18 protein-coding genes are annotated in these 18,266 nt (G+C 50.2%); 16 read left to right on the plus strand and 2 right to left on the minus strand.

The window, feature by feature from the left end; all coding sequences use genetic code 11:
• The first annotated feature begins 31 nt into the window (after positions 1–31).
• The 11 genes from F599_RS13560 to tnpC all read left to right on the plus strand — a co-directional run bounded on the left by F599_RS13560 (position 32) and on the right by tnpC (position 12,255).
• Positions 32–1,807, plus strand: coding sequence for an O-linked N-acetylglucosamine transferase, SPINDLY family protein (locus F599_RS13560; protein ID WP_019542266.1), 1,776 nt, complete (start codon positions 32–34; stop codon positions 1,805–1,807).
• A 97-nt stretch (positions 1,808–1,904) separates the two neighbouring features.
• The gene (locus F599_RS0104125; RefSeq protein ID WP_019542267.1) at positions 1,905–3,515 is read left to right on the plus strand and encodes a glycosyltransferase; all 1,611 of its coding nucleotides are present in this window, start codon (positions 1,905–1,907) and stop codon (positions 3,513–3,515) included.
• A gap of 92 nt (positions 3,516–3,607) precedes the next feature.
• Positions 3,608–4,777 (plus strand): FkbM family methyltransferase, encoded by a 1,170-nt coding sequence (locus tag F599_RS15075; RefSeq protein WP_019542268.1) that lies wholly within the window; start codon positions 3,608–3,610, stop codon positions 4,775–4,777.
• 6 nt (positions 4,778–4,783) lie between these two features.
• Positions 4,784–5,560 (plus strand): XRE family transcriptional regulator, encoded by a 777-nt coding sequence (locus F599_RS0104140; protein WP_019542269.1) that lies wholly within the window; start codon positions 4,784–4,786, stop codon positions 5,558–5,560.
• A 292-nt stretch (positions 5,561–5,852) separates the two neighbouring features.
• Positions 5,853–7,046, plus strand: coding sequence for a glycosyltransferase family protein (locus F599_RS0104145; protein ID WP_019542270.1), 1,194 nt, complete (start codon positions 5,853–5,855; stop codon positions 7,044–7,046).
• A gap of 102 nt (positions 7,047–7,148) precedes the next feature.
• On the plus strand, positions 7,149–8,732 hold the full coding sequence (locus F599_RS13570) for an O-linked N-acetylglucosamine transferase, SPINDLY family protein (protein ID WP_019542271.1): 1,584 nt from the start codon (positions 7,149–7,151) through the stop codon (positions 8,730–8,732).
• Between the two features lie 688 nt (positions 8,733–9,420).
• Positions 9,421–9,693 carry a hypothetical protein gene (locus F599_RS0104160; protein ID WP_019542272.1) on the plus strand — a complete coding sequence of 91 codons (273 nt, stop codon included), beginning with the start codon at positions 9,421–9,423 and terminating at the stop codon, positions 9,691–9,693.
• Positions 9,694–9,940: 247 nt separating this feature from the next.
• On the plus strand, positions 9,941–10,237 hold the full coding sequence (locus F599_RS15080; RefSeq protein WP_071592841.1) for a virulence factor: 297 nt from the start codon (positions 9,941–9,943) through the stop codon (positions 10,235–10,237).
• Between the two features lie 382 nt (positions 10,238–10,619).
• The gene (gene tnpA / locus F599_RS16240) at positions 10,620–10,907 is read left to right on the plus strand and encodes an IS66 family insertion sequence element accessory protein TnpA (protein WP_420902056.1); all 288 of its coding nucleotides are present in this window, start codon (positions 10,620–10,622) and stop codon (positions 10,905–10,907) included.
• A 13-nt stretch (positions 10,908–10,920) separates the two neighbouring features.
• A complete protein-coding gene (gene tnpB, locus F599_RS0104170; RefSeq protein ID WP_019542274.1) occupies positions 10,921–11,280 on the plus strand; it encodes an IS66 family insertion sequence element accessory protein TnpB in 360 nt (119 codons plus the stop codon).
• Positions 11,281–11,304: 24 nt separating this feature from the next.
• A complete protein-coding gene (tnpC, locus tag F599_RS0104175) occupies positions 11,305–12,255 on the plus strand; it encodes an IS66 family transposase (RefSeq protein ID WP_277613094.1) in 951 nt (316 codons plus the stop codon).
• Between the two features lie 280 nt (positions 12,256–12,535).
• Here the strand turns inward: tnpC and F599_RS15485 are convergent, their stop codons facing one another.
• Positions 12,536–12,874 carry a hypothetical protein gene (locus tag F599_RS15485; RefSeq protein WP_020700492.1) on the minus strand — a complete coding sequence of 113 codons (339 nt, stop codon included), beginning with the start codon at positions 12,872–12,874 and terminating at the stop codon, positions 12,536–12,538.
• Between the two features lie 93 nt (positions 12,875–12,967).
• Positions 12,968–14,248, minus strand: coding sequence for an IS256 family transposase (locus F599_RS0104185; protein WP_420902055.1), 1,281 nt, complete (start codon positions 14,246–14,248; stop codon positions 12,968–12,970).
• A 311-nt stretch (positions 14,249–14,559) separates the two neighbouring features.
• Between F599_RS0104185 and F599_RS0104190 the strand changes: the two genes are divergently transcribed.
• The 5 genes from F599_RS0104190 to F599_RS0104210 are packed head-to-tail and all read left to right on the plus strand — an operon-like array spanning position 14,560 to position 18,264.
• On the plus strand, positions 14,560–15,249 hold the full coding sequence (locus F599_RS0104190) for a NeuD/PglB/VioB family sugar acetyltransferase (RefSeq protein WP_019542277.1): 690 nt from the start codon (positions 14,560–14,562) through the stop codon (positions 15,247–15,249).
• Entirely contained in the window at positions 15,224–15,697 is a 474-nt protein-coding gene (locus F599_RS13575; RefSeq protein WP_081626324.1) for a 3-hydroxyacyl-ACP dehydratase FabZ family protein, read from the plus strand. The genes F599_RS0104190 and F599_RS13575 overlap by 26 nt, the downstream gene beginning before the upstream one ends.
• Positions 15,694–16,470, plus strand: a complete 777-nt coding sequence (locus tag F599_RS0104200; RefSeq protein WP_026327803.1) for an SDR family NAD(P)-dependent oxidoreductase — start codon at positions 15,694–15,696, stop codon at positions 16,468–16,470. The genes F599_RS13575 and F599_RS0104200 overlap by 4 nt, the downstream gene beginning before the upstream one ends.
• 5 nt (positions 16,471–16,475) lie before the next feature.
• Positions 16,476–17,297 (plus strand): transketolase, encoded by an 822-nt coding sequence (locus tag F599_RS0104205; RefSeq protein ID WP_026327804.1) that lies wholly within the window; start codon positions 16,476–16,478, stop codon positions 17,295–17,297.
• Positions 17,284–18,264 carry a transketolase family protein gene (locus tag F599_RS0104210; protein ID WP_019542281.1) on the plus strand — a complete coding sequence of 327 codons (981 nt, stop codon included), beginning with the start codon at positions 17,284–17,286 and terminating at the stop codon, positions 18,262–18,264. Before F599_RS0104205 ends, F599_RS0104210 begins: the two co-directional genes overlap by 14 nt.
• Positions 18,265–18,266 lie beyond the last annotated feature (2 nt).

Raw genomic sequence — 18,266 nt, forward strand, 5'->3', positions numbered from 1 at the left:
GAGAAAGCGGCTGGAAAGAAGGGAGTCAGGGGTGGAAGACTGCGCGCAGGAGGAAACGGAACAGCGAGCGCTTGAGGAGGCCTATGCCAGACATGATTGGGGGCAGGTCGCGCAGCTGGCAGAGCGAATCATTCTCCGACATTGGCCGGACTGTACAGCACCGAGCCTTTCCAAGGTTTATTATTATGCCGCGATGTCGCTCGTCATGCAGCAGGTGACGGAGGAGGAGGGACTCTCGCTGGCATCCTGGTGGATCGGGCAGGCACTCTCTCTGCCGCAGAGCCCGGCAGGGGAGATGCTGCTCTCGCGCGTGCTCGGCGACGTGAATATCTCGCGTCATGACTATGTGGCCGCCAGGGCAGCGCTCAAGCGCTGCCTGAACGCCTTTGATAAGATTGCGTTGCCGTCGGGAGATTGGCTCGAACGAGAACTCAAAGCGGGGACATTGATGGCGCTCGCTCATGTCGAGGGGTATCTTGGGGATAACACGGCAGGAAGAGACCACTATCTCGCTGCTGCTCTACTCTTTGACAATCTGCCGCAACGCTATGCCGCCTATAGCTCGGCGCTGCACTCAGAGCATTTCTGCGCCTCTGGCACGGTGTACGGCGTACAGGTCATGAATGAGCTGCATCGAGGTGTCAATGCAATTTTTGCAGATATCAAGCCGTTGCCCGCAATGACGGCGGCGTCATTGCGCAAGCGGCAGCACAGGCGCCTGCGCATCGGCTATATCTCGGGGGATTTCCGCCAGCATGTTATGTACCAGTTCTATAGCGGTCTTTTGCGCGGTCACGATGCACGGCGCTTCGAGCTCTATGCGTATTCTCTCGGGCAGGTGCATGATGGCTGTACAGATGCTGTGGCGGCAGCCGTCGAACATTTCATCGATATGGGAGATGCGGCAGGCGACTATGCTGCCATCGCGCAGCGCGTGCGCGAGGATGAGATCGACATCCTGGTCGATCTGTCTGGGCACTGCACGTTATCCGGACTGCCCGTCCTGGTCTATCGTCCGGCGCCCATACAGCTCTCCGGCATCGGCTATATTCACCCGACGGGCATGGAGGCAGTAGATGGATTTCTGACGGATGGAGATACTGCTCCCTGGGAATATCTGGCGGATTGGGAGAGCCTGCATGAAGCGCCAGTACGGCTGAGAAGTCAATTCTGCTATGTCAGGGATGCGGAACTGCCTTGTTCGACGGGAGCGCCATGCAGGAAAAATGGCTATATCACCTGGGGTGTATTCAACCGCTACGAGAAGATTACCGATGATATGTTAGACGCTTGGCAGGAAATCCTGCGTGCTGTCCCCGAAAGCCGGTTATTGCTCAAGAACCTCATTGCCGCTTCTCCCAGCGGGCAGTGGCTCATGCAGAGACGATTACAGGAACATGGTATCGATAGTGCCCGCGTCCAGATAGAGAATGTATCGAGCAACTATATGGAGCGCTATCTCGATGTGGATATCGCGCTGGATACCTATCCCTATGTCGGCGGCGGCACCACCTGTGATGCGCTCTATATGGGCGTGCCCGTCATCACTCGTTATGGGCGGCGGTATGGCACAAGGCTGGGGCTGTCCATTTTGTGCAGTGCCGGCATCGGGGAGCTTGCGGCTGCGACGATGCAGGAATATATCGCGCGCGCTGTTCAGCTTGCACAGGATCAGGAGCTCCTGAATGCCCTGCATATCCGCTTGCGCCAGATGCTGCGTTCCTCGCCGCTCATGGATGTGACGCGCTATGTAGGAGAGATTGAGACGCTCTATGAGTGGCTTTGGCAGCAGAGGATAGTGAAATAACGATGCCATATCGTCTTTTGCAGGAGCTCCAGGTGTTGATGTGGAATATATGAAAAGAAATACGAAAGATTGTTCAGACTAGAAAAAGAGGGCTTCCATGGAACAAAAAATGTATGACGATCACAAGATATTATTTGTGCTGAATGAAACCGAGGAACATGCAGAGAAAGCCGTCGTTTATCTGCAATCTTTGCAAATCCCAGAAGGATATACGGCGGAGGTTGCTCTGCCGGAGCAGGAGGTATCCGTTGCCGCGTATTACCATGCGGTACAGCAATCCAGCAATGCCAAGTACAAGGTGTATTTGGATGAAGGCACGGTGATTCTCCAGAAGGATTTTCTCGAACAGGCACTCGGGGTGCTTTCTGCCAATCAGGAGATTGGTCTTCTCGGTGTGCTTGGCACAGATCAGCTGCTGACAAATGGCGTGCTGTATCTCGCACCGCACAAATGGGGACAGGTCATCATAGAGCGTGGACAGCGTATCGTAGGGGAGACAATTCCTGGAATCTGCCGAGATGCCAAGATTGTCGGCGGTGGGGTTCTCGTCACGCAGTATGATATTCCTTGGCGGTATGATCTTTTTAACAGCGCACTGTTTCTCAGTGCATCTGCCTCGGTGGAATATCAGCGGGAGGGATTGCGTACGTCAGTACTCCGCACAGAGGAGGATGCCATCATGCTGCCAGATGCAGCAATGGAAATCGACGAAATCGATCAGACGCGATTCCTCGATGAATATTCCAGCGAGCTCTACCCTCTTGTGTCCATTGTTTTGCCGACTTATCAACGACCGGAGTATTTCCGCCTGGCGCTCGAGAGCGCTGTGCATCAGACGTACCGCAATCTTGATATCTTCATCACGGACAACAGCCATAATACCGAGACGAAGGAAGTTTTCGAGAAGTATTTTGCAGAAGACCAGCGCATCTGTTACGAGCATCATCCGGACTTCGGGGAAAGGGAGAACTGGGAGAGGGCCATCGCCTATGAGAACCCGGAAGCCGACTACGTCAACTGGCTCATGGACGACGATGTCTTCATGCCGGATAAAATCGCCAAGATGATGGACTTCTTCATCACTTATCCAGATATCATGCTGGTGACATCCTATCGACAGCGTATCGATGCTGATGGGAACATCATGCCGGACACACCGATGAATAAGCCGCCTGTTGACCATACGGCCCGCATCAAGGGAGAGGATATGGGGCGTCATATCCTCATGATGATGAACAACTTCGTGGGTGAGCCGACGACAGCTCTGGCGAAGAAGTCCGGCATGCTCGAACATCATCGGTTAGGCTGGACGGGGAACGAGGGGAAATACCGCATCTCGGATTTCCCTACTTGGCTCCGTCTGCTGACGCAGGGAGATGTGATTTATATCCGTGAGCCGCTCAGCCAGTTCCGGCAGCATCCCGGTCAGGAGCAGCATAATATCTTCACTTATATTGCGGGCAATATCTGCTGGGGACTCATGATGCGCGAGGCCATAGAGCAGAACGTGTTCCTAGTGACAGAGGACGAGCGCAGGACGGCGCTCGTCAGGTACCTCTACCACTTGGGCAGCGCCCTGCGTAAGCTGCTGCCGTATCCCGTGTGGCAGGATGAGCGGTTTCTCGATATGCTTACGGTGTATCAGGGCACGATCGAAGCGCTGAAGAACGGGTTTCGGTTCTCGTATGAGATTCATACCGAAGGATAACGGATGCAGATAGAAGATGTAGGTATGGATGAGGTAAAGAAGATTTCAAAAGCTGAGGAATTTCATGATGTTTATCGAAGGAGATTGCTGAAATGAAAAAATTTATTCATACATTACAGAAGATATATGCGCATGACTTTTATCATGTTATTCAGGACTTGCAGAACAGCAAAAAAGAATGTTCGATGTTTATTCCTTGCTCCGAAGAGATGTTCCAAAATCCGGAAATCCTTTCAAAATATTCTACGATGATATCGCAGCTGGTCGTGAACTATCAGTTGAACTTGACAGAATGCATTTTCCCTGATGGGGTCAATGTATCGAATATAGCGATTAATGGCTTGAAAAAAACAATCCAGATGGTTCATTTGAGCGATATCAAGGATGGACATGATGACGGGAAGATTATCTGTTTTACGGGCGAAAGTCATAATGGGTTTTATAAATATTTCAAGGATCATGGTTTTACCCCGATTGTTATGATGACGGGGCATGATTCGAATCACATCAAAAATCTGTATTTCAATCATCTCGATGACTTATATGAAGCATATTGCTGCCTCAATCCACATGACGGGTCACGAGAAGTTTTCTTGGCAAGTATCCTGGGAGATTGCTCTCATAAGCTAGACGATTATTTGTTCGCGAATTTCCCGCAATATCTGATGCCGGGATTCTTACCACAGGCAGGCGATATCCTGATCGATGGAGGCGCTTTTGATGGCGGAACCGGAAAGATGTTCAAAGACATGGGGTGCGAGGTTTATTCGTTTGAGCTTGATAGGAAAAATTATGAAAATGCGCGTCGAGTGGCAGATGAAAATGGCTTTGTGTTAGAGAACATGGGCTTGGGGAAAAAGGAAGAAGAAGTTTCCTATGTGGTCAACAACGCTGGAAGCTGGATTGATGATAGAGGAAATGCAAGTTCGAAAATCATTGATATCGACACCTATGTAGCAAGAAAGCAGCTGCCGCAAGTGGATTTTATCAAATTTGACATTGAAGGCTCAGAACTTGATGGCTTGCGCGGTGCAGAAAAGACGATTCGCGAATATAAACCGAAATTAGCGATCAGTATTTATCATAAACCAGAGGATATGTATACCTTGATTCGCTATATCAAGGCTATCCGTCCGGATTATGAAATCGCATTCCGTCATCATAAATGCGATTTTAGTCCGAATATGAGCGAGATTGCCCGGCAATATCGTTTGGGAAACAGTTTCCCAACTTGCTGGGAAAAAGTGATTTATGCGCGGTGAGATGCGATGGATGCGGAGAAAATCGGCAAAGGCATCAGTTTCCTGCGCAGAAGATACGGTTTCACCCAGCGACATCTTGCAGAATTGCTTCACATCAGCGACAAAGCTGTCTCGAAATGGGAGCGAGGACTCTCCGTACCGGATGTTTCTCTGCTTTCTCATCTGGCACAGATTTTTGATACGGATATCGAGAGCCTGCTCGAGGGGAATTTGGCAAATTTCCAACAGGATTGGCAGGGAGAGCTCGTTCTCGATTATCCTCCCTCCATCCATGCTGATACTTTGATTTACGACAAGCCAGCGATATTTTATCAGTTGTCTTATTTCATGCTCGCTGGAATCACATGTATATGTGTACTTGGTAATGAGGCAGAGGCAGCTCGTATGAAAGTACTGTTGAATCGGAATGCACAGTTTGGTCTTGATATTGCCTATGGAGTAATGCACAATGAGGAAACATCATGCCATACTATGCGTGTCACAGGACTTCCTTTTATCTATGGCAAAGATTTTACAAAGATAATGCGGCGGATTCTCTATGGAACAGAGGCTCAGACGAGGCTTACAGATGTGAAAAAAAATCCACTAGGGATAACTTTTATACGTGAGATATCGGACGGTTGGCATGATGTAGCACTAGAGCGTGGAACGATTGCCTTTACTATCAATAACTATGAAAAAATATTTGCTGCCGCCGGTATTGTATCAGTGCTGGCGAAAACGATGGGAGAAAATATCGCTGATCTGAGGGAAATTGCTATAGCAAGAAACTTTTTAGTTTAGATAAGCGACGGCTATCGAAGGTGTTTTGACAAGGGGATTAGCGAGTTATTGAAGATAACAGAAAACATGTCATAGTAGTCTGTGGGAAATAGATCTAGGCCATTGGTAGAGCGTATTTTTCAGCTAGTGCATCAATCTGTACGTTACTTTCTGATTGATTAAAGATGTAGTTGTAAGCTCATCAGGGATATTGTTACTGTAATATCGGTACCTTTTTGTTTAATTCCTAGAACATAATGTCTATACTTGTTCTTTGCTGAATCAGAAAAGTTATGGAGGTAAGGTTAGGGCTATGGAGGCAAAAGCCAGACGAGAGTTTTATAAATGTTATTTGGCTGGGGATGCCATAGGCATGGCTGAAATTATCTATGAATGTAGAGACGATATCTTTATGGAATTTTCCAGCAGGGCATATAGGCGTGAAAAGGACTTTAGTGTTATAGGGGGTGATATTCTAGCCCTGGTAGATTCGCGCGAAGCTTTGATACTGGCAGCAGAGGAGATGTTATTTCGGGAAGAACCAGCGCAGGCTGCAAGATGCATGGAAGTATTGTTTGAGATTTGCACTGCCTCAAATCGCCCGATTTGGTGCCAATATCTGCAGGTATATGGACTTGCGAAGGCGGTAAAGGGAGAATATGAAGCGGCGTTGACATTGCTCAATGCCTATTTAGAGAGAGCACCACAGGATTTTAGGACAAGGGAATATATGAAAAAGTTACAAAAGGTGGCGGATGATCCCGCTGTTCCTTGTCTCAAGAAAAAGTATAGGGATCTGATGATGCATCCCCATGCAATGGAACTGCCGCATGGGCGTTGGCAGGAAATCCCGGTCTTTATCAATTCGCGCGATCGTATGAATGGTTTACGACCTTTGTTAGAGTGGCTGTTGCAGGCGGGGCATGAGAGGATCTACATCTTGGATAATGCTTCGACGTATCCGCCGCTTTTGGCGTATTATAGGCAAATGATGTGCGAGTTTGGTGATAGGGTAGAGGTCATTCACCTGCCTAATCTTGGTCATACGGCGCTTTGGGAGATGGGAATATTGGATCGCTATGCGGCAGGGATGCCGTTCGTGTATACAGATTCCGATGTCGTACCCATTGATGAGTGTCCGATGAATCTGGTTGAGAAATTGTATGAGATTCTTGAGGAGCACCCTTATCTGGTAAAGGCAGGTCCGGATTTGAAATCTGACGATGTCACGTGTGATATTGCCCAGGAAGTGCAGTATGAGTGCAATCAGATGCGCAATGTGCCGATGGGGAAGGATAAGTATTTCTCTATCCTTGATACGACGTTCGCTCTTTATCGTCCACAGACGCCCTATGTACTATTTCCAGCGGTACGCACGAGTGAAAATATGATGGTCAGGCATATGCCTTGGTATATGAGTGCGGATAAAATCCCGCCAGATGAGAAATATTATATACGACATGCTAATCAGTCTACGCATAGTAAGAATTATCTTGTGAAGCAGTAGAGGGCGGTGTGATAGAAGATGGATATTTGCTGGAATTTATTGAATATGCGTGTGAGCACTGACACATATTGAAAAAACAATGGTCAGCGCGGGAGTGGGACGATGATGGACTCGGAGAATCAGGCATATCAGTATGCTCTGCAGCTTTGGAAAGGGAAAAAGCTGTTTGAAGCGGAAACTGTGCTGAAAAAAGTATGGGCAGATACGGGGCGGCGGTCGATTTATGGAACGCTGCTCATGGGCTATATTTTGCGTGATTCGCAGCGATATGTATCGGAAATCCGTTGGCTGCAGCAGATGATGACGGAGTTTGCAGATGCACCGGAAAGAAAGGTGCTGGCGGAGGCATGGAGTTTGCTCGGGACAGCGCTGCGAGAACTCGGTGAAGGTGCGGGAGCGGTAGAGGCGTTGTTGCATTCAGCGGAGGTTGAGCCGGACCTCCGTCAGAAAATTGTAGAGTGCAGCAACGCTATTTTCGCGGCGAATGCAGCGCCGGAGTATGGAGCAATAGAGATGCAGGCGCTCTATACAGAATATCGGGCACTCCTTGCAAGGCTTATGAAGGTCGGGAATGCGGTGCCGTATGATAGGCCTGTGTGGCGCCATGAGAGGATTCGTGTGGGCTACCTTTCGGCTGATTTGCATGCACATCCCGTAGGGAATTTTGTACATTCGCTCTTGGTACACTACGATGTGACGCAATTCGAGGTCTATGTTTACAATATCGGGCGGAAGCATGATCGGGTGACGCAGGCATTGCATGATGTGCACGCCGTTTGGCGAAATGCAGCGGACTGGGTAGATCAAGGCGCATACAGTCGTTTGGCGGCACAGATTCGCGCAGATGAAATCGATATTCTTGTCGATCTTGGCGGCCATACGAAGGGGAACGCGTTGCCGGTTTTCGCGTGGCAGGCAGCGCCAGTGCAGATTTCAGGCATCGGCTATTTCAATAGTACAGGGCTTTATGAGACGACGGGATTCCTCTCTGATGTTTATTGCGCACCTGCGGCGCAGTCGCCATATTTCGTCGAGCCGCTTTTACAGCTGCCGCACACGCATTTTTGCTATGAGCCGTTTGCGGATTTTCCTGTTCCAGGAGAGCCTCCATGCCTGACGAAGAAATATATCACGTTCGGTTGCTTCAATCATTTTGCAAAAGTAACGGATGAGATGTTGAGGCTTTGGCGACAGATCTTACAGGCATTGCCGACCGCACAGCTCGTGCTGAAGCACCGCTTGTTTGGCAGTCAGGAGGGCCTTGCCTATACGAAGCAGCGTTTGGCGCGGCTCGGTTTACCTCTGGAGCGCGTCGAGTTTCGTGGATTTTCGGCGGATTATCTGCAGGAGTATCATGATATCGATATTGCGCTCGACACGAGTCCGTATCAGGGCGGTGCGACAACGTGCGAGGCGCTCTATATGGGCGTGCCGGTCGTGTCGCTTGCAGGAGAACGGCACGGAGCGCGATTCGGCGTCAGCTTCCTGACGAATATCGGCCTGCCGGAGCTCGCTGCGCATACGCCGGAAAATTATCTCGGCATTGCCGTAGGCTTGGCTAACGACAAGGAGCTATTGTGTGCGCTTCATGCCAGACTGCGTACCATGATGGAAGAATCTCCGCTGATGGATGGGCAGCAGTATCTGATGGATATGGAAACGATGTATCGAAGTTTAAGAAAATGATAGGCTGAATTTCGGTCGTGCTTGCTGGCTATGAGTCAATCATGGTGACAATCTGTATGGTGTTGTTTTTATATTAAAATTCCATGTTATAAGTGTCATTAGGTGATGTATTCCATGACAGTTCGCACTTAATCTATGTGAAAATGGAGCCTGTGACGGTGATGACATGTAGGGTGGTTGATGAATGACTTTCGTACTTTTTCGCCGGATACGATGTACTATGCTCCGTTGTGTGAGGCAATGGATAGATATAAGGACAATCAGGTGGAGGTGCCTGCTATGTGTGATGAACTGGAAAAATGGTGCAAAGAAGAGCGCAATGAGGGCTACGCCTAGGGCCGCAAAAAGACTATTCTAGCGATGTTGAAGCATGGTATGCCGACGGATACCATAGCCCAGATTGTCGGCTGGACGAATGAAAAAGTTCGCGAACAGGGGAAAGTTCATGGGATTCTATGAAGGCTGGTTGATGGTTGATGCTTGCATTGCAGTTGCGGCCTGTGCCTGTTTTGCAGGAGAATAGGATTTATTGATGAGAAAATTTGCTATAGAGGCTGGCCATCCGCGCAGATTCAATGGCAATGATAGGGAGATCATATTCTGGCGTAGAGATATTTAACGCCGGAATATGCCTTTTACTATATTCAAATTTCTCAGTTGTGAAACCGCTCATTTAGAAATTATTGAGATGTTAAAGTCCTCAAAAGAAGTGTTTGAACGGGAGAGGTGCCTGCATGTGTATCTTGGCCAGGTGAGCTGCCAACTGGTTGCCATGGCACTGACGCTTATGGATGACGCATTGTGGAAAAAGCATCAGAAAGAAAGAGCATGTTCGAAGCGCAAAGACTGGCGCACACTTGTGACCCTGTATGGAGAAGTCAAGATCCGTCGCCGCCTTGTGCAGCTTGAGAATGGCGAGAATGATTATCCCGTGGACAAAATCATGGGATTTATCAAATAGTCATGCTTGAGATACTATCTGCAATACATCATTGTCGTGCTGGCGGCTAAAAGTGTTTATCGCGCAACGGCGCAAGCCGTGAAAATGCTGATCAATGCAACAGTAAACCATACGCAGGTAGGCACAGTATTAGTTCACCGAGAAAAGCTTGACACATACCTGGGAGGCTTTTGTGTTGACACACAAAAAAAAAAGTTGTATTATCAAACTGATAAATTGAGATGTCTTATGAGAAAGGGTGAGACTGATGAAATATGCAATTGCATTCGATCTGGATACAGAGGCTCTCAGTCGTGCATATGATCGCGCTAATTATACGAATGCTTATGGAGAAATTAAAAATATCCTCCTTAATGCTGGATTTGTTCATCAACAGGGGAGTGTCTATTTTGGGGACGAAACTGTTGATGCCGTGAAAACAGTTATGGTAGTTCAGAAATTGGCAAGAAAATTACCATGGTTCGTGACTTGCGTGCGGGACATCCGAATGCTTCGGATTGAAGATGATAATGACTTATTACCGGCAATTCAGAATAATGATTGAAGAGCGAGCGAAGATGATTAATTGAGGCCGCAACCGAGAAAATGGTTGCGGTCTCAATTGTTATGTTTGTTGTCGCTTTTGCAGGAAGTATTGTAAGCGCCTAACAACTGACCGTCTTTAATCCATAAAATCATGAAGCTATAATGGAAGCATATTCCATGCCCGGAAGATTATAGTATGCCTCGTGAATATCCGGAAATGTCCGGGATACTCCGTACAGCTCCAGAGATGTCCGGAAAGGTCCGGTACGCTCCCAAAATCTCCAGAAATATCCAGAAAGGTCCGGAGGTATCCGGAAAGCTGTAATCAGACAGTCTGCCCTATGGGAGGTAATGCTTCATGACCACAATCAAGGAGGCTAAACGAGCCTGCATGGGCCCGCATCATTAAGGATTGCCAGGTCAGTGCTCTTACTCAGGCTGAGTACTTCGAAAAAAATAACATCAGTAAAAACTCTTATTACTACTGGCAACGTATCCTCCACTTGAAGATGCTTGAGAATCAGGACAGACCCTCTGCCCCCTCATCATCAACGTCTCAATTTGCCGAGGTCGATGTGACTACTGGAAAAGCTATGAGAATCGTCTCCTGCTCCGCTATCATGGCTTTGAGCTGGAAATCACGGAATCGACGTCTCCTTCACTCCTGCGGAAGACTTTGGACGCTTTGAAAAGCGTGGGCCTATGATGATGCTCAACCTGGATAGCATAGACAAGGTCTATATTGCCTGTGGCTATACGGATATGCGTAAGGCCGTCGATGGTCTCACCGCCATCGTACAAGAGAAGTTCCAGCTGGATCCGTTCACCCGGTCGCTGTTCCTCTTCTGTGGCAGGCGCCGCGACCGCATCAAGGCCCTGCTTTGGGAGGAGGATGGCTTCCTGCTCCGCTACAAGCGATTGGAGAACGGCCGTTTCAATTGGCCGAACTCAGAAGAGCAGGTCAGAGCCATAACCAGACGTCAGCTCGAGTGGCTGCTCGAAGGTCTTTCCATCAATCAGAAGAACGTCATCAAGCCTGCCTTCCCTCAGAAATGTATATGAGCGTAGAGCCTGAAAAGCCGTGTAATTACTGGCTTTTCAGGTTCTTTTCCGCTCACGCGTGCAACCATGGTCAACAGGATCATAGCTGCCTCGAAGTACTACTTCTCAGTATTGGCCGGACATATGAGGGAGCGCCTCATCGAGGAAGATGTGCCCCATGCTGATGAGACCTGTATACAGGTACATAAGGAGAAGGGCAAAGGCAATGCCACGAAATCCTACATGTGGTGCTACTGCAGTAGCCCGCTCGGAGCCCGGCATGCCATCTGGCTGTTCCAGTATGAGAAAGGCCGCAAGGGCGCTTATGCCGAGGAATTCCTGAAAGGCTTCGACGGCATCCTGGTACGTGACCGGTTCGCTGGTTACAACCAGGAGCCCAGCGTCCGGCATGCCGGATGCTGGGCTCATCTCCGGCGGTATTTCGTGAACGCTATCCCGCCGAGGATGAAAGCTAGTCCGGAAAGACTGGCCGGGCAGGCAATCGCAAAGATCGATGAGATCTTCGCCATCGAGCGCGAGCTCAAAGAGGCTGCCGTCGAAGAACGGCAGAAACAGCGTCAGGAGCGGGAAAAGCCTCTGGTCGACGCTTTCTTCGCGTGGGCAGAATCGAGCCAGTCGAGTGCCGTGCCGAAATCCAAGATCGGCGCAGCCATCAACTATGCCATGAGTGCCCGAAAGACATTCTATACCTACCTCGACGATGGCCGTGTCAGCATAAGCAATGCCACGGCTGAGAATGCCATACGCCCCTTCGTCATTGGGCGAAAGAACTGGATGTTATCCGATAGCCCCAGAGGGGCAGCAGACAGTGCTGCAATCTACAGCCTGGTAGAGACCTGCAAGGCCAATGGCCTTGATCCAGCCAAGTACTTTGAGTCCATACTCACTCGGATGCCCAACGAGCCATTCTGGCAGAAGCCAGAACTCCTGGATGAATACATGTCCTGGAGTAAAGCGATGCAGGATAACTGCTGAATATAGAATCGTGAATATTGATCTTCTTAAAGTCTAGCAGAAAAGCTAGGCTTTTTCTATACGGTCAGTTGCTAGGCGCTTATGATGATTCTCTGGGATTTCACAAAAAAATACAAGAAGAGAGCAACATTGACATGAATTATTATCAGTGGTTGCTCTCTTTTTGCCTGTGGATAACTCTTTTTTGTTTTATGCGGGCTTTTTCAGTGCCCTCCTATGCCGGGGGGATTTATTTAATAGGCCATTTTGTTACAGCCTATTCATGTGAATGCGATTAAAGTTAATCGCCGTTGCGCACACTTGAAGCACATATAACATAGCTCATATGATAATTTTGATTTTTATTCATATTCTTTACGCATATCCAATTTGCATCGCCATCATTTGGGCGCGCACATGTTCCATCATCCTTTTCGAAATCTGTCGTTTCTAAAAATAAATCTGGTAGGCAAACTTCCTTATAGACAGCATCAATAACAAACTTTTGGCCTCCATATGACAGATAACCTTCAAGCACAAGATGATATTTTGGAGCTAGATTTTGTGCTGCAATATCTTTGATTTCCTTCAACGAATATTGCTTATTCTGATCGAAATATTGGTCTCGTATGTTTGACATTGTATCATTCCTTTTAGATAATTCTTCTATGATATATTCTATAATTCTATAATTCTATTTTATCATCCTACCATAAAATGTCAATAACTAGGACTAAAGGGCGTGCCAAGCATTTTGTGTAAAATCTTTATCGTATTGTTCCATTAGGCCTGCCATCCATTCGTCCATCAGCAACTGATTGCGGATGAGCGCCAAATTCGGAAGGTGGTGCTTACTCCATTTCTGGTAGAGTTCGAGGATGCGAAGATAGAAAATCTTGTAGACTGCCTCCTCGTTCGGAAACGAGCCTTTCTTTGTGACTTTCCGGAAGCTGGCGTTGACGCTCTCGATGGCGTTCGTCGTGTACATCACTTTGCGCACTGCGCTACCGTAATTGAAAAGCTGTTCGACGTGCTGGAAATTGTTCTCCCACACGGCAACGGCTCCCGGATAGTCTGCCCAGTCCTCCTTGAATTTGGAGAATGCTTTCCGCGCAGCTTCTGCTCTGACAGCGCCATAAACCGTTTTCATCTGTCTGGTGAAAGCGCTCCAGCTCTTGCGCGGGACGTAGCGGACAGAATTGTGGATGAGATGCACGATGCAGCGCTGGACGACCACCTCGGGAAAGATGGCTTTCGCACCTTCCTCCAAACCGCTCACGCCGTCCATAGAGAGGAAGCCGAGATCGCGGACGCCGCGCGCCTTGAGCTCATCGAAGATCTGCATCCAGGTATGCTTGCTCTCTGTCTCGTTGATCCAGAGACCGAGGACGTCCTTGTAGCCGCTGGCATCGTAGGACAGCATGGCGTAGACCGCCACCTGCTGCACGCCGCGTTCCGTGCGCACGGAGACGTAGATGCAGTCCACAAAAGCAAAAGGGTAGAACGACTTCAACGGGCGCGTGCGCCAGCGGTCCACTTCCTCCATGACGCAATCCGTGATATTGGAAATCTGCTCGTGCGACAGCTGGAAGCCATAGATGTCCTCGATGGTAGCGGCGATATCTCTCTGGCTCATACCGCGTGCGTACATGGCCAATACCTTGCCCTCGATGGAGGAGATATCCTTCTGGTGCTTCTTGATGACCTGTGGCTCGAAGGTGCCCTGACGGTCACGGGGAATCTTGAGCGGCAGCTCGCCCAATGATGTCCGAATGTTCTTCTTGGAATAGCCGTTGCGGTAGTTGTCGCTTTCGGCGGTACGCTCGTGCTTCTCATAGCACAGGTGATTCTCAAGCTCGCCCTTCAGCATGGACTCGAAGATGGGCGCGAAAATCTGCTTCAGGACATCCTGCACGTCCTGGGCATCCTTGATGTCATAGTTGGATAAAATCTGCTGAGCAATTTGCTCACCAGGCATATTGGGAGTGTTTTTCTTTCGTGCCATTGGTTCCATCCTTTTGATTATTTTTCCCAGTATGGGGCATGAAGCGTATTCTTGCAATTCCTGATTTACACAAACTATTTTACACTCCCACTCCTTCTGTTTCATCACACCATGTGGTATGGGATGGTACTAGGAAAAATGATTTCGTCATAAACTCTACGATGGGTTTACATGAAAAGCAACGCAGATGAAAAAATACAGTGTATGTAGGGAAGGATGAGCTTATCTGTCGTATAGGGGTAAACCGTAGGGAGGTTATTCAGATAATGGAAAAAACGATAATAAAGATAGAGAAACGGAGATGAAGAGGGAGGCTGTTTATGAAACGCGTTTTGGGTATCTATGGCTCGGGGGGGCTTGGCAGGTGTATTAATGAGCGTCTTCCTAAAGCGGAGCCAAGGTTCGCTGAGGTGGTATTCATTGACGATACGGTTCCGGAAGATATTTTCAGGAATCGGCGGAGGATGTCCTTTGCGTCGTTCTGCGAACGATATGCGCCGACGGAGGCGGATGTCATCATTGCGCAAGGGGAACCGGCACTTAGGGAGGATCTGTATTGCCGAGTGAAGAAGGCGGGGTATGCGCTTGCAACGATTTTGTCGGAGGGCGCATTTGTCAGTCCTTATGCACATGTAGGCGAAGGCGTTTTTATTTTCCCTGGTGCTGCCGTGGAAGATAATGCGGTGGTCGAGGATGATGTCTGCATTGCCGACCATGCGGTGGTCGCGCATGATGTCCACATCGGCAAGCATGTCTGTGTGGAGGCACAGTCTGTGGTTCCCGGGCATGTGGTTGTAGGCGAAGGAGCGTTCATCGGTATCGGGGCGCTGCTCCGCGACCGCGTGCGCGTCGGAGCGCATGCCGTGGTTGCCATGGGCGCCGTGGTCATGCGGGATGTGCCTGAGGCGGTAGAGGTGATGGGAAATCCCGCGCGCGCCTGCCGCAGGATTGATACATCGCAGCGTGTTTTTGCTGAGTATTACCATGGAACGGAAAGTGGAAAAGAGTAATATCATGGTGAGGTTAGATCGGAACGATTTTCCTGCCTATTTCCGGCAGACGCTGGATTATGTCTTTCTCGACGTGGTTGAGGTCGAGCCGGGAGAGCGCGCAGATGGATATTTGAAGCTCGTGCCTGAGGCTTGGTATTTCCCAATGCATTTCCCGGGGAATCCGGTCTTGCCTGGTGTTTTCCAGATGGAGTGTCTCCAGCAGACGGGAGGTCTGATCCTCAATACGATGGAGGGACGCAGGGAAGAGCGTCTTTACTTTTGTGCTTGCCAGGACGTCAGGATTCACCGGAAGGCGGTTCCCGGCGACTGCCTGCATTCAGAGGTCTCTTTGCTGCGGTTCCGCCGGGGGATCGCGAAGTTTCAAGGAACGTTGTATGTGAATGATGCCGTTTCCTGTCAGATGCAGTTCGCGTTGGCAGATCCGGATGAGGTGAGTGTATTATGAGTGATTTACTGAGGGGACACTGCGCTGTGGTCACGGGGGCGCGCCGCGGTATCGGCCGCCAAACCGTCGAGGTGTTTGCGCGTGAGGGCGTCCGCGTCGTATATGCCTGCGCACGCAAGGAGGATGACGCTTTTGCCGCTGACATGCGCAGTATCGCGGAGAAATATGGGGTGTCTGTGCGACCGGTTTATTTTGATATCTCGGATGAAGCAGCCATTGTTCGAGGTGTTCGCGAGATTCGCTCACAGAAGGATGCGGTGCCGGATATCCTTGTCAATTGTGCGGGGATTTTATCTCGTCCCTGCCGGTTCAGCATGATGTCGATTCAGGAGGCGAAGCGTCTTTTCGATGTGGATTTTTGGGGACAGGTGATTCTCACACAGCATCTATCGAAGATATTCCATCGGCAGCGGCGCGGCAGCATTGTCTTTGTGACTTCGATCGCCGGGATGGATGGATTCTTTGCCTCGCTGGACTACGTTGCGTGCAAGGCGGCGCTGAATGCTGCAGTCGTGCAGATGGCACGGGAACTCGGGGAGGTGCATGTGCGTGTGAACGGCATTGCGCCGGGGCTTACCAAGACGGACATGATCGCGCATCAGAACCCGGCGGCTATGGAGATGTTGAAGCCCGCTATTATGCTCGGACGTTTCGGAAAAAAGCAGGAGATTGCAGAGGCAATCGCGTTTCTCGCCTCGGATGCCGCGTCCTATGTGACAGGACAGATTTTGCGTGTGGATGGCGGGACGCATCCGCCGAAAGCGAATTGGTGATAGAGATGAAAACACGAGAAGAATTAGAAAAGATTGCTTATGAAATGCGGAAGGATATCTTGCAGATGGGCTTGCAGTCAGGGGTGAAGGGCGCGCATCTTGGCGGCGGTATGTCCATTGTAGAACTGCTGGCAGTGCTCTATGCGGACGTCATGCAGTATCGTGTAGAGGAGCCTGACTGGGATGGGCGTGATCGGTTTATCCTGAGTAAGGCACACAGCGCGATCGGGCTCTATGCGGCGCTTCATTTTGCGGGATTCCTGACGGATGAGGAGATTGCAGGAGCCTTTGTTCCGGGCAGTGTGCTTTATAAGCATCCGCGTCTGGATCTTGCCAGAGGGATCGAGTTCTCGGGGGGCAGCTTGGGACAGGGGCTTTCCCTGGCAGTTGGCTCCGCGCTTGCGTTGCGGCTGCGGAGAAATCCGGCGAGGATTTATGTCGTGGCAGGCGACGGCGAATGTGATGAGGGTTCGCTTTGGGAAGCGGCGGCATCGATCGTCCATTTTGATTTGCGGCAGGTGGTTCTGGTGATTGACAGGAATGGTCTGCAAAATGATGGAACGACGGAGGATGTCATGCGTCTGGGAGATCTCGGAGAGCGGTTCCGCTCGATGGGATTTGCTGTGTCTGACGTCAATGGGCATGATGTGGTCGCGCTCCGAAAGGTACTCACAGAAGATGCTGATCGCCCAAGAGTTATCATCTCGCATACGGTCAAGGGGAAGGGTGTTCCTTTCGCTGAGAATCAGGTGGCATGGCACATCGGTTATCTGACGAAGGAGCTTTATCAAGAGGCAATGGAGAGTTTGTCATATGTTAGAGATTAATCGCAGGAACGCCAGAATCTGGTCGATGCTCGGCATGCGCCGAGTACTCGGGATGGCTCTTTCTGAGCTGGCGGAACAGGATGAGCGTTTCGTATTCGTCACAGCGGATGTAGCGCGCTATTTCGGCGCGGAGAAATTCGCGCAGGCATACCCGGATCGTTACATCGATGTGGGGATCGCAGAACAGAATATGGTCACGGTGGCGGCTGGTCTTGCCAAGGAGGGATATCATCCCCTGACGGCGACCTACGCGACATTCACTACGGCGCGCGCCTTGGATCAGGTGCGTGTGAGTCTTGCCTACATGGGGCTTCCTGTCTTGCTCGTGGGAGTCGGCGGCGGATTGGCCGAGGGGGATCTCAGTGCAACTCATATGGGACTTGAGGATGTGGCCGTGATGCGTGTGCTGCCGAAGCTCACCGTGATCGAGCCGGCAGATTGTGCGGAATTGTTGCTGGCTCTGCAGGCGCTGATTCGCGAGCCGCGTCCTGCCTATCTCCGCCTGACGGGGAAGACAGGGCAGCCGATGCTGTATCGTAATATGTTCGAGTATACGATAGGAAAGGCGAATTGTCTCCAGGGGGGGGACGGTTCCCTCGCTTTTCTCACTGCAGGTACCGTCACGGCGCAGGTGCTCAAGGCGGCGGAGTCTCTTGCCGATGCTGGCACGGTACATGCCTCTGTGTATGACATGCACACCATCAAGCCCTTGGATGCGGCACTTCTAGAGGAGCTCTCGCATTGCGGGCGGCTGGTCGTCGTGGAGGAGCATATGCAAAGCGGCGGTCTGGCGGGCGCCATAGCGGAGTTCTATGCTGAGCGCGCCCAAAGGCCGCGGATCCTTGCTCTCGGCGTGAAGGATGCCTATCCTGCAGCAAATGATTATGAGGAAATGCTCCGCTTGAGCGGACTGACGGCGGAGGGGATTGCGTCCTCTGTGCAACGATGGATGGAGGCAGAACAGTGAGC

The organism is Selenomonas bovis DSM 23594, assembly GCF_000381005.1.
Lineage (GTDB): Bacteria > Bacillota > Negativicutes > Selenomonadales > Selenomonadaceae > Selenomonas_C > Selenomonas_C bovis.

What these genes read in the sequence shown, in the direction of transcription:
- F599_RS0104125 (WP_019542267.1), top strand. Translation starts at nt 1,905, where the DNA reads ATGGAACAAAAAATGTATGACGATCACAAGATATTATTTGTGCTGAAT.
- F599_RS15075 (WP_019542268.1), top strand. Translation starts at nt 3,608, where the DNA reads ATGAAAAAATTTATTCATACATTACAGAAGATATATGCGCATGACTTT.
- F599_RS0104140 (WP_019542269.1), top strand. Translation starts at nt 4,784, where the DNA reads ATGGATGCGGAGAAAATCGGCAAAGGCATCAGTTTCCTGCGCAGAAGA.
- F599_RS0104145 (WP_019542270.1), top strand. Translation starts at nt 5,853, where the DNA reads ATGGAGGCAAAAGCCAGACGAGAGTTTTATAAATGTTATTTGGCTGGG.
- F599_RS13570 (WP_019542271.1), top strand. Translation starts at nt 7,149, where the DNA reads ATGATGGACTCGGAGAATCAGGCATATCAGTATGCTCTGCAGCTTTGG.
- F599_RS0104160 (WP_019542272.1), top strand. Translation starts at nt 9,421, where the DNA reads ATGTTAAAGTCCTCAAAAGAAGTGTTTGAACGGGAGAGGTGCCTGCAT.
- F599_RS15080 (WP_071592841.1), top strand. Translation starts at nt 9,941, where the DNA reads ATGAAATATGCAATTGCATTCGATCTGGATACAGAGGCTCTCAGTCGT.
- tnpB (WP_019542274.1), top strand. Translation starts at nt 10,921, where the DNA reads ATGATGATGCTCAACCTGGATAGCATAGACAAGGTCTATATTGCCTGT.
- F599_RS15485 (WP_020700492.1), bottom strand. Translation starts at nt 12,874, where the DNA reads ATGTCAAACATACGAGACCAATATTTCGATCAGAATAAGCAATATTCG.
- F599_RS0104185 (WP_420902055.1), bottom strand. Translation starts at nt 14,248, where the DNA reads ATGGAACCAATGGCACGAAAGAAAAACACTCCCAATATGCCTGGTGAG.
- F599_RS0104190 (WP_019542277.1), top strand. Translation starts at nt 14,560, where the DNA reads ATGAAACGCGTTTTGGGTATCTATGGCTCGGGGGGGCTTGGCAGGTGT.
- F599_RS13575 (WP_081626324.1), top strand. Translation starts at nt 15,224, where the DNA reads ATGGAACGGAAAGTGGAAAAGAGTAATATCATGGTGAGGTTAGATCGG.
- F599_RS0104200 (WP_026327803.1), top strand. Translation starts at nt 15,694, where the DNA reads ATGAGTGATTTACTGAGGGGACACTGCGCTGTGGTCACGGGGGCGCGC.
- F599_RS0104205 (WP_026327804.1), top strand. Translation starts at nt 16,476, where the DNA reads ATGAAAACACGAGAAGAATTAGAAAAGATTGCTTATGAAATGCGGAAG.
- F599_RS0104210 (WP_019542281.1), top strand. Translation starts at nt 17,284, where the DNA reads ATGTTAGAGATTAATCGCAGGAACGCCAGAATCTGGTCGATGCTCGGC.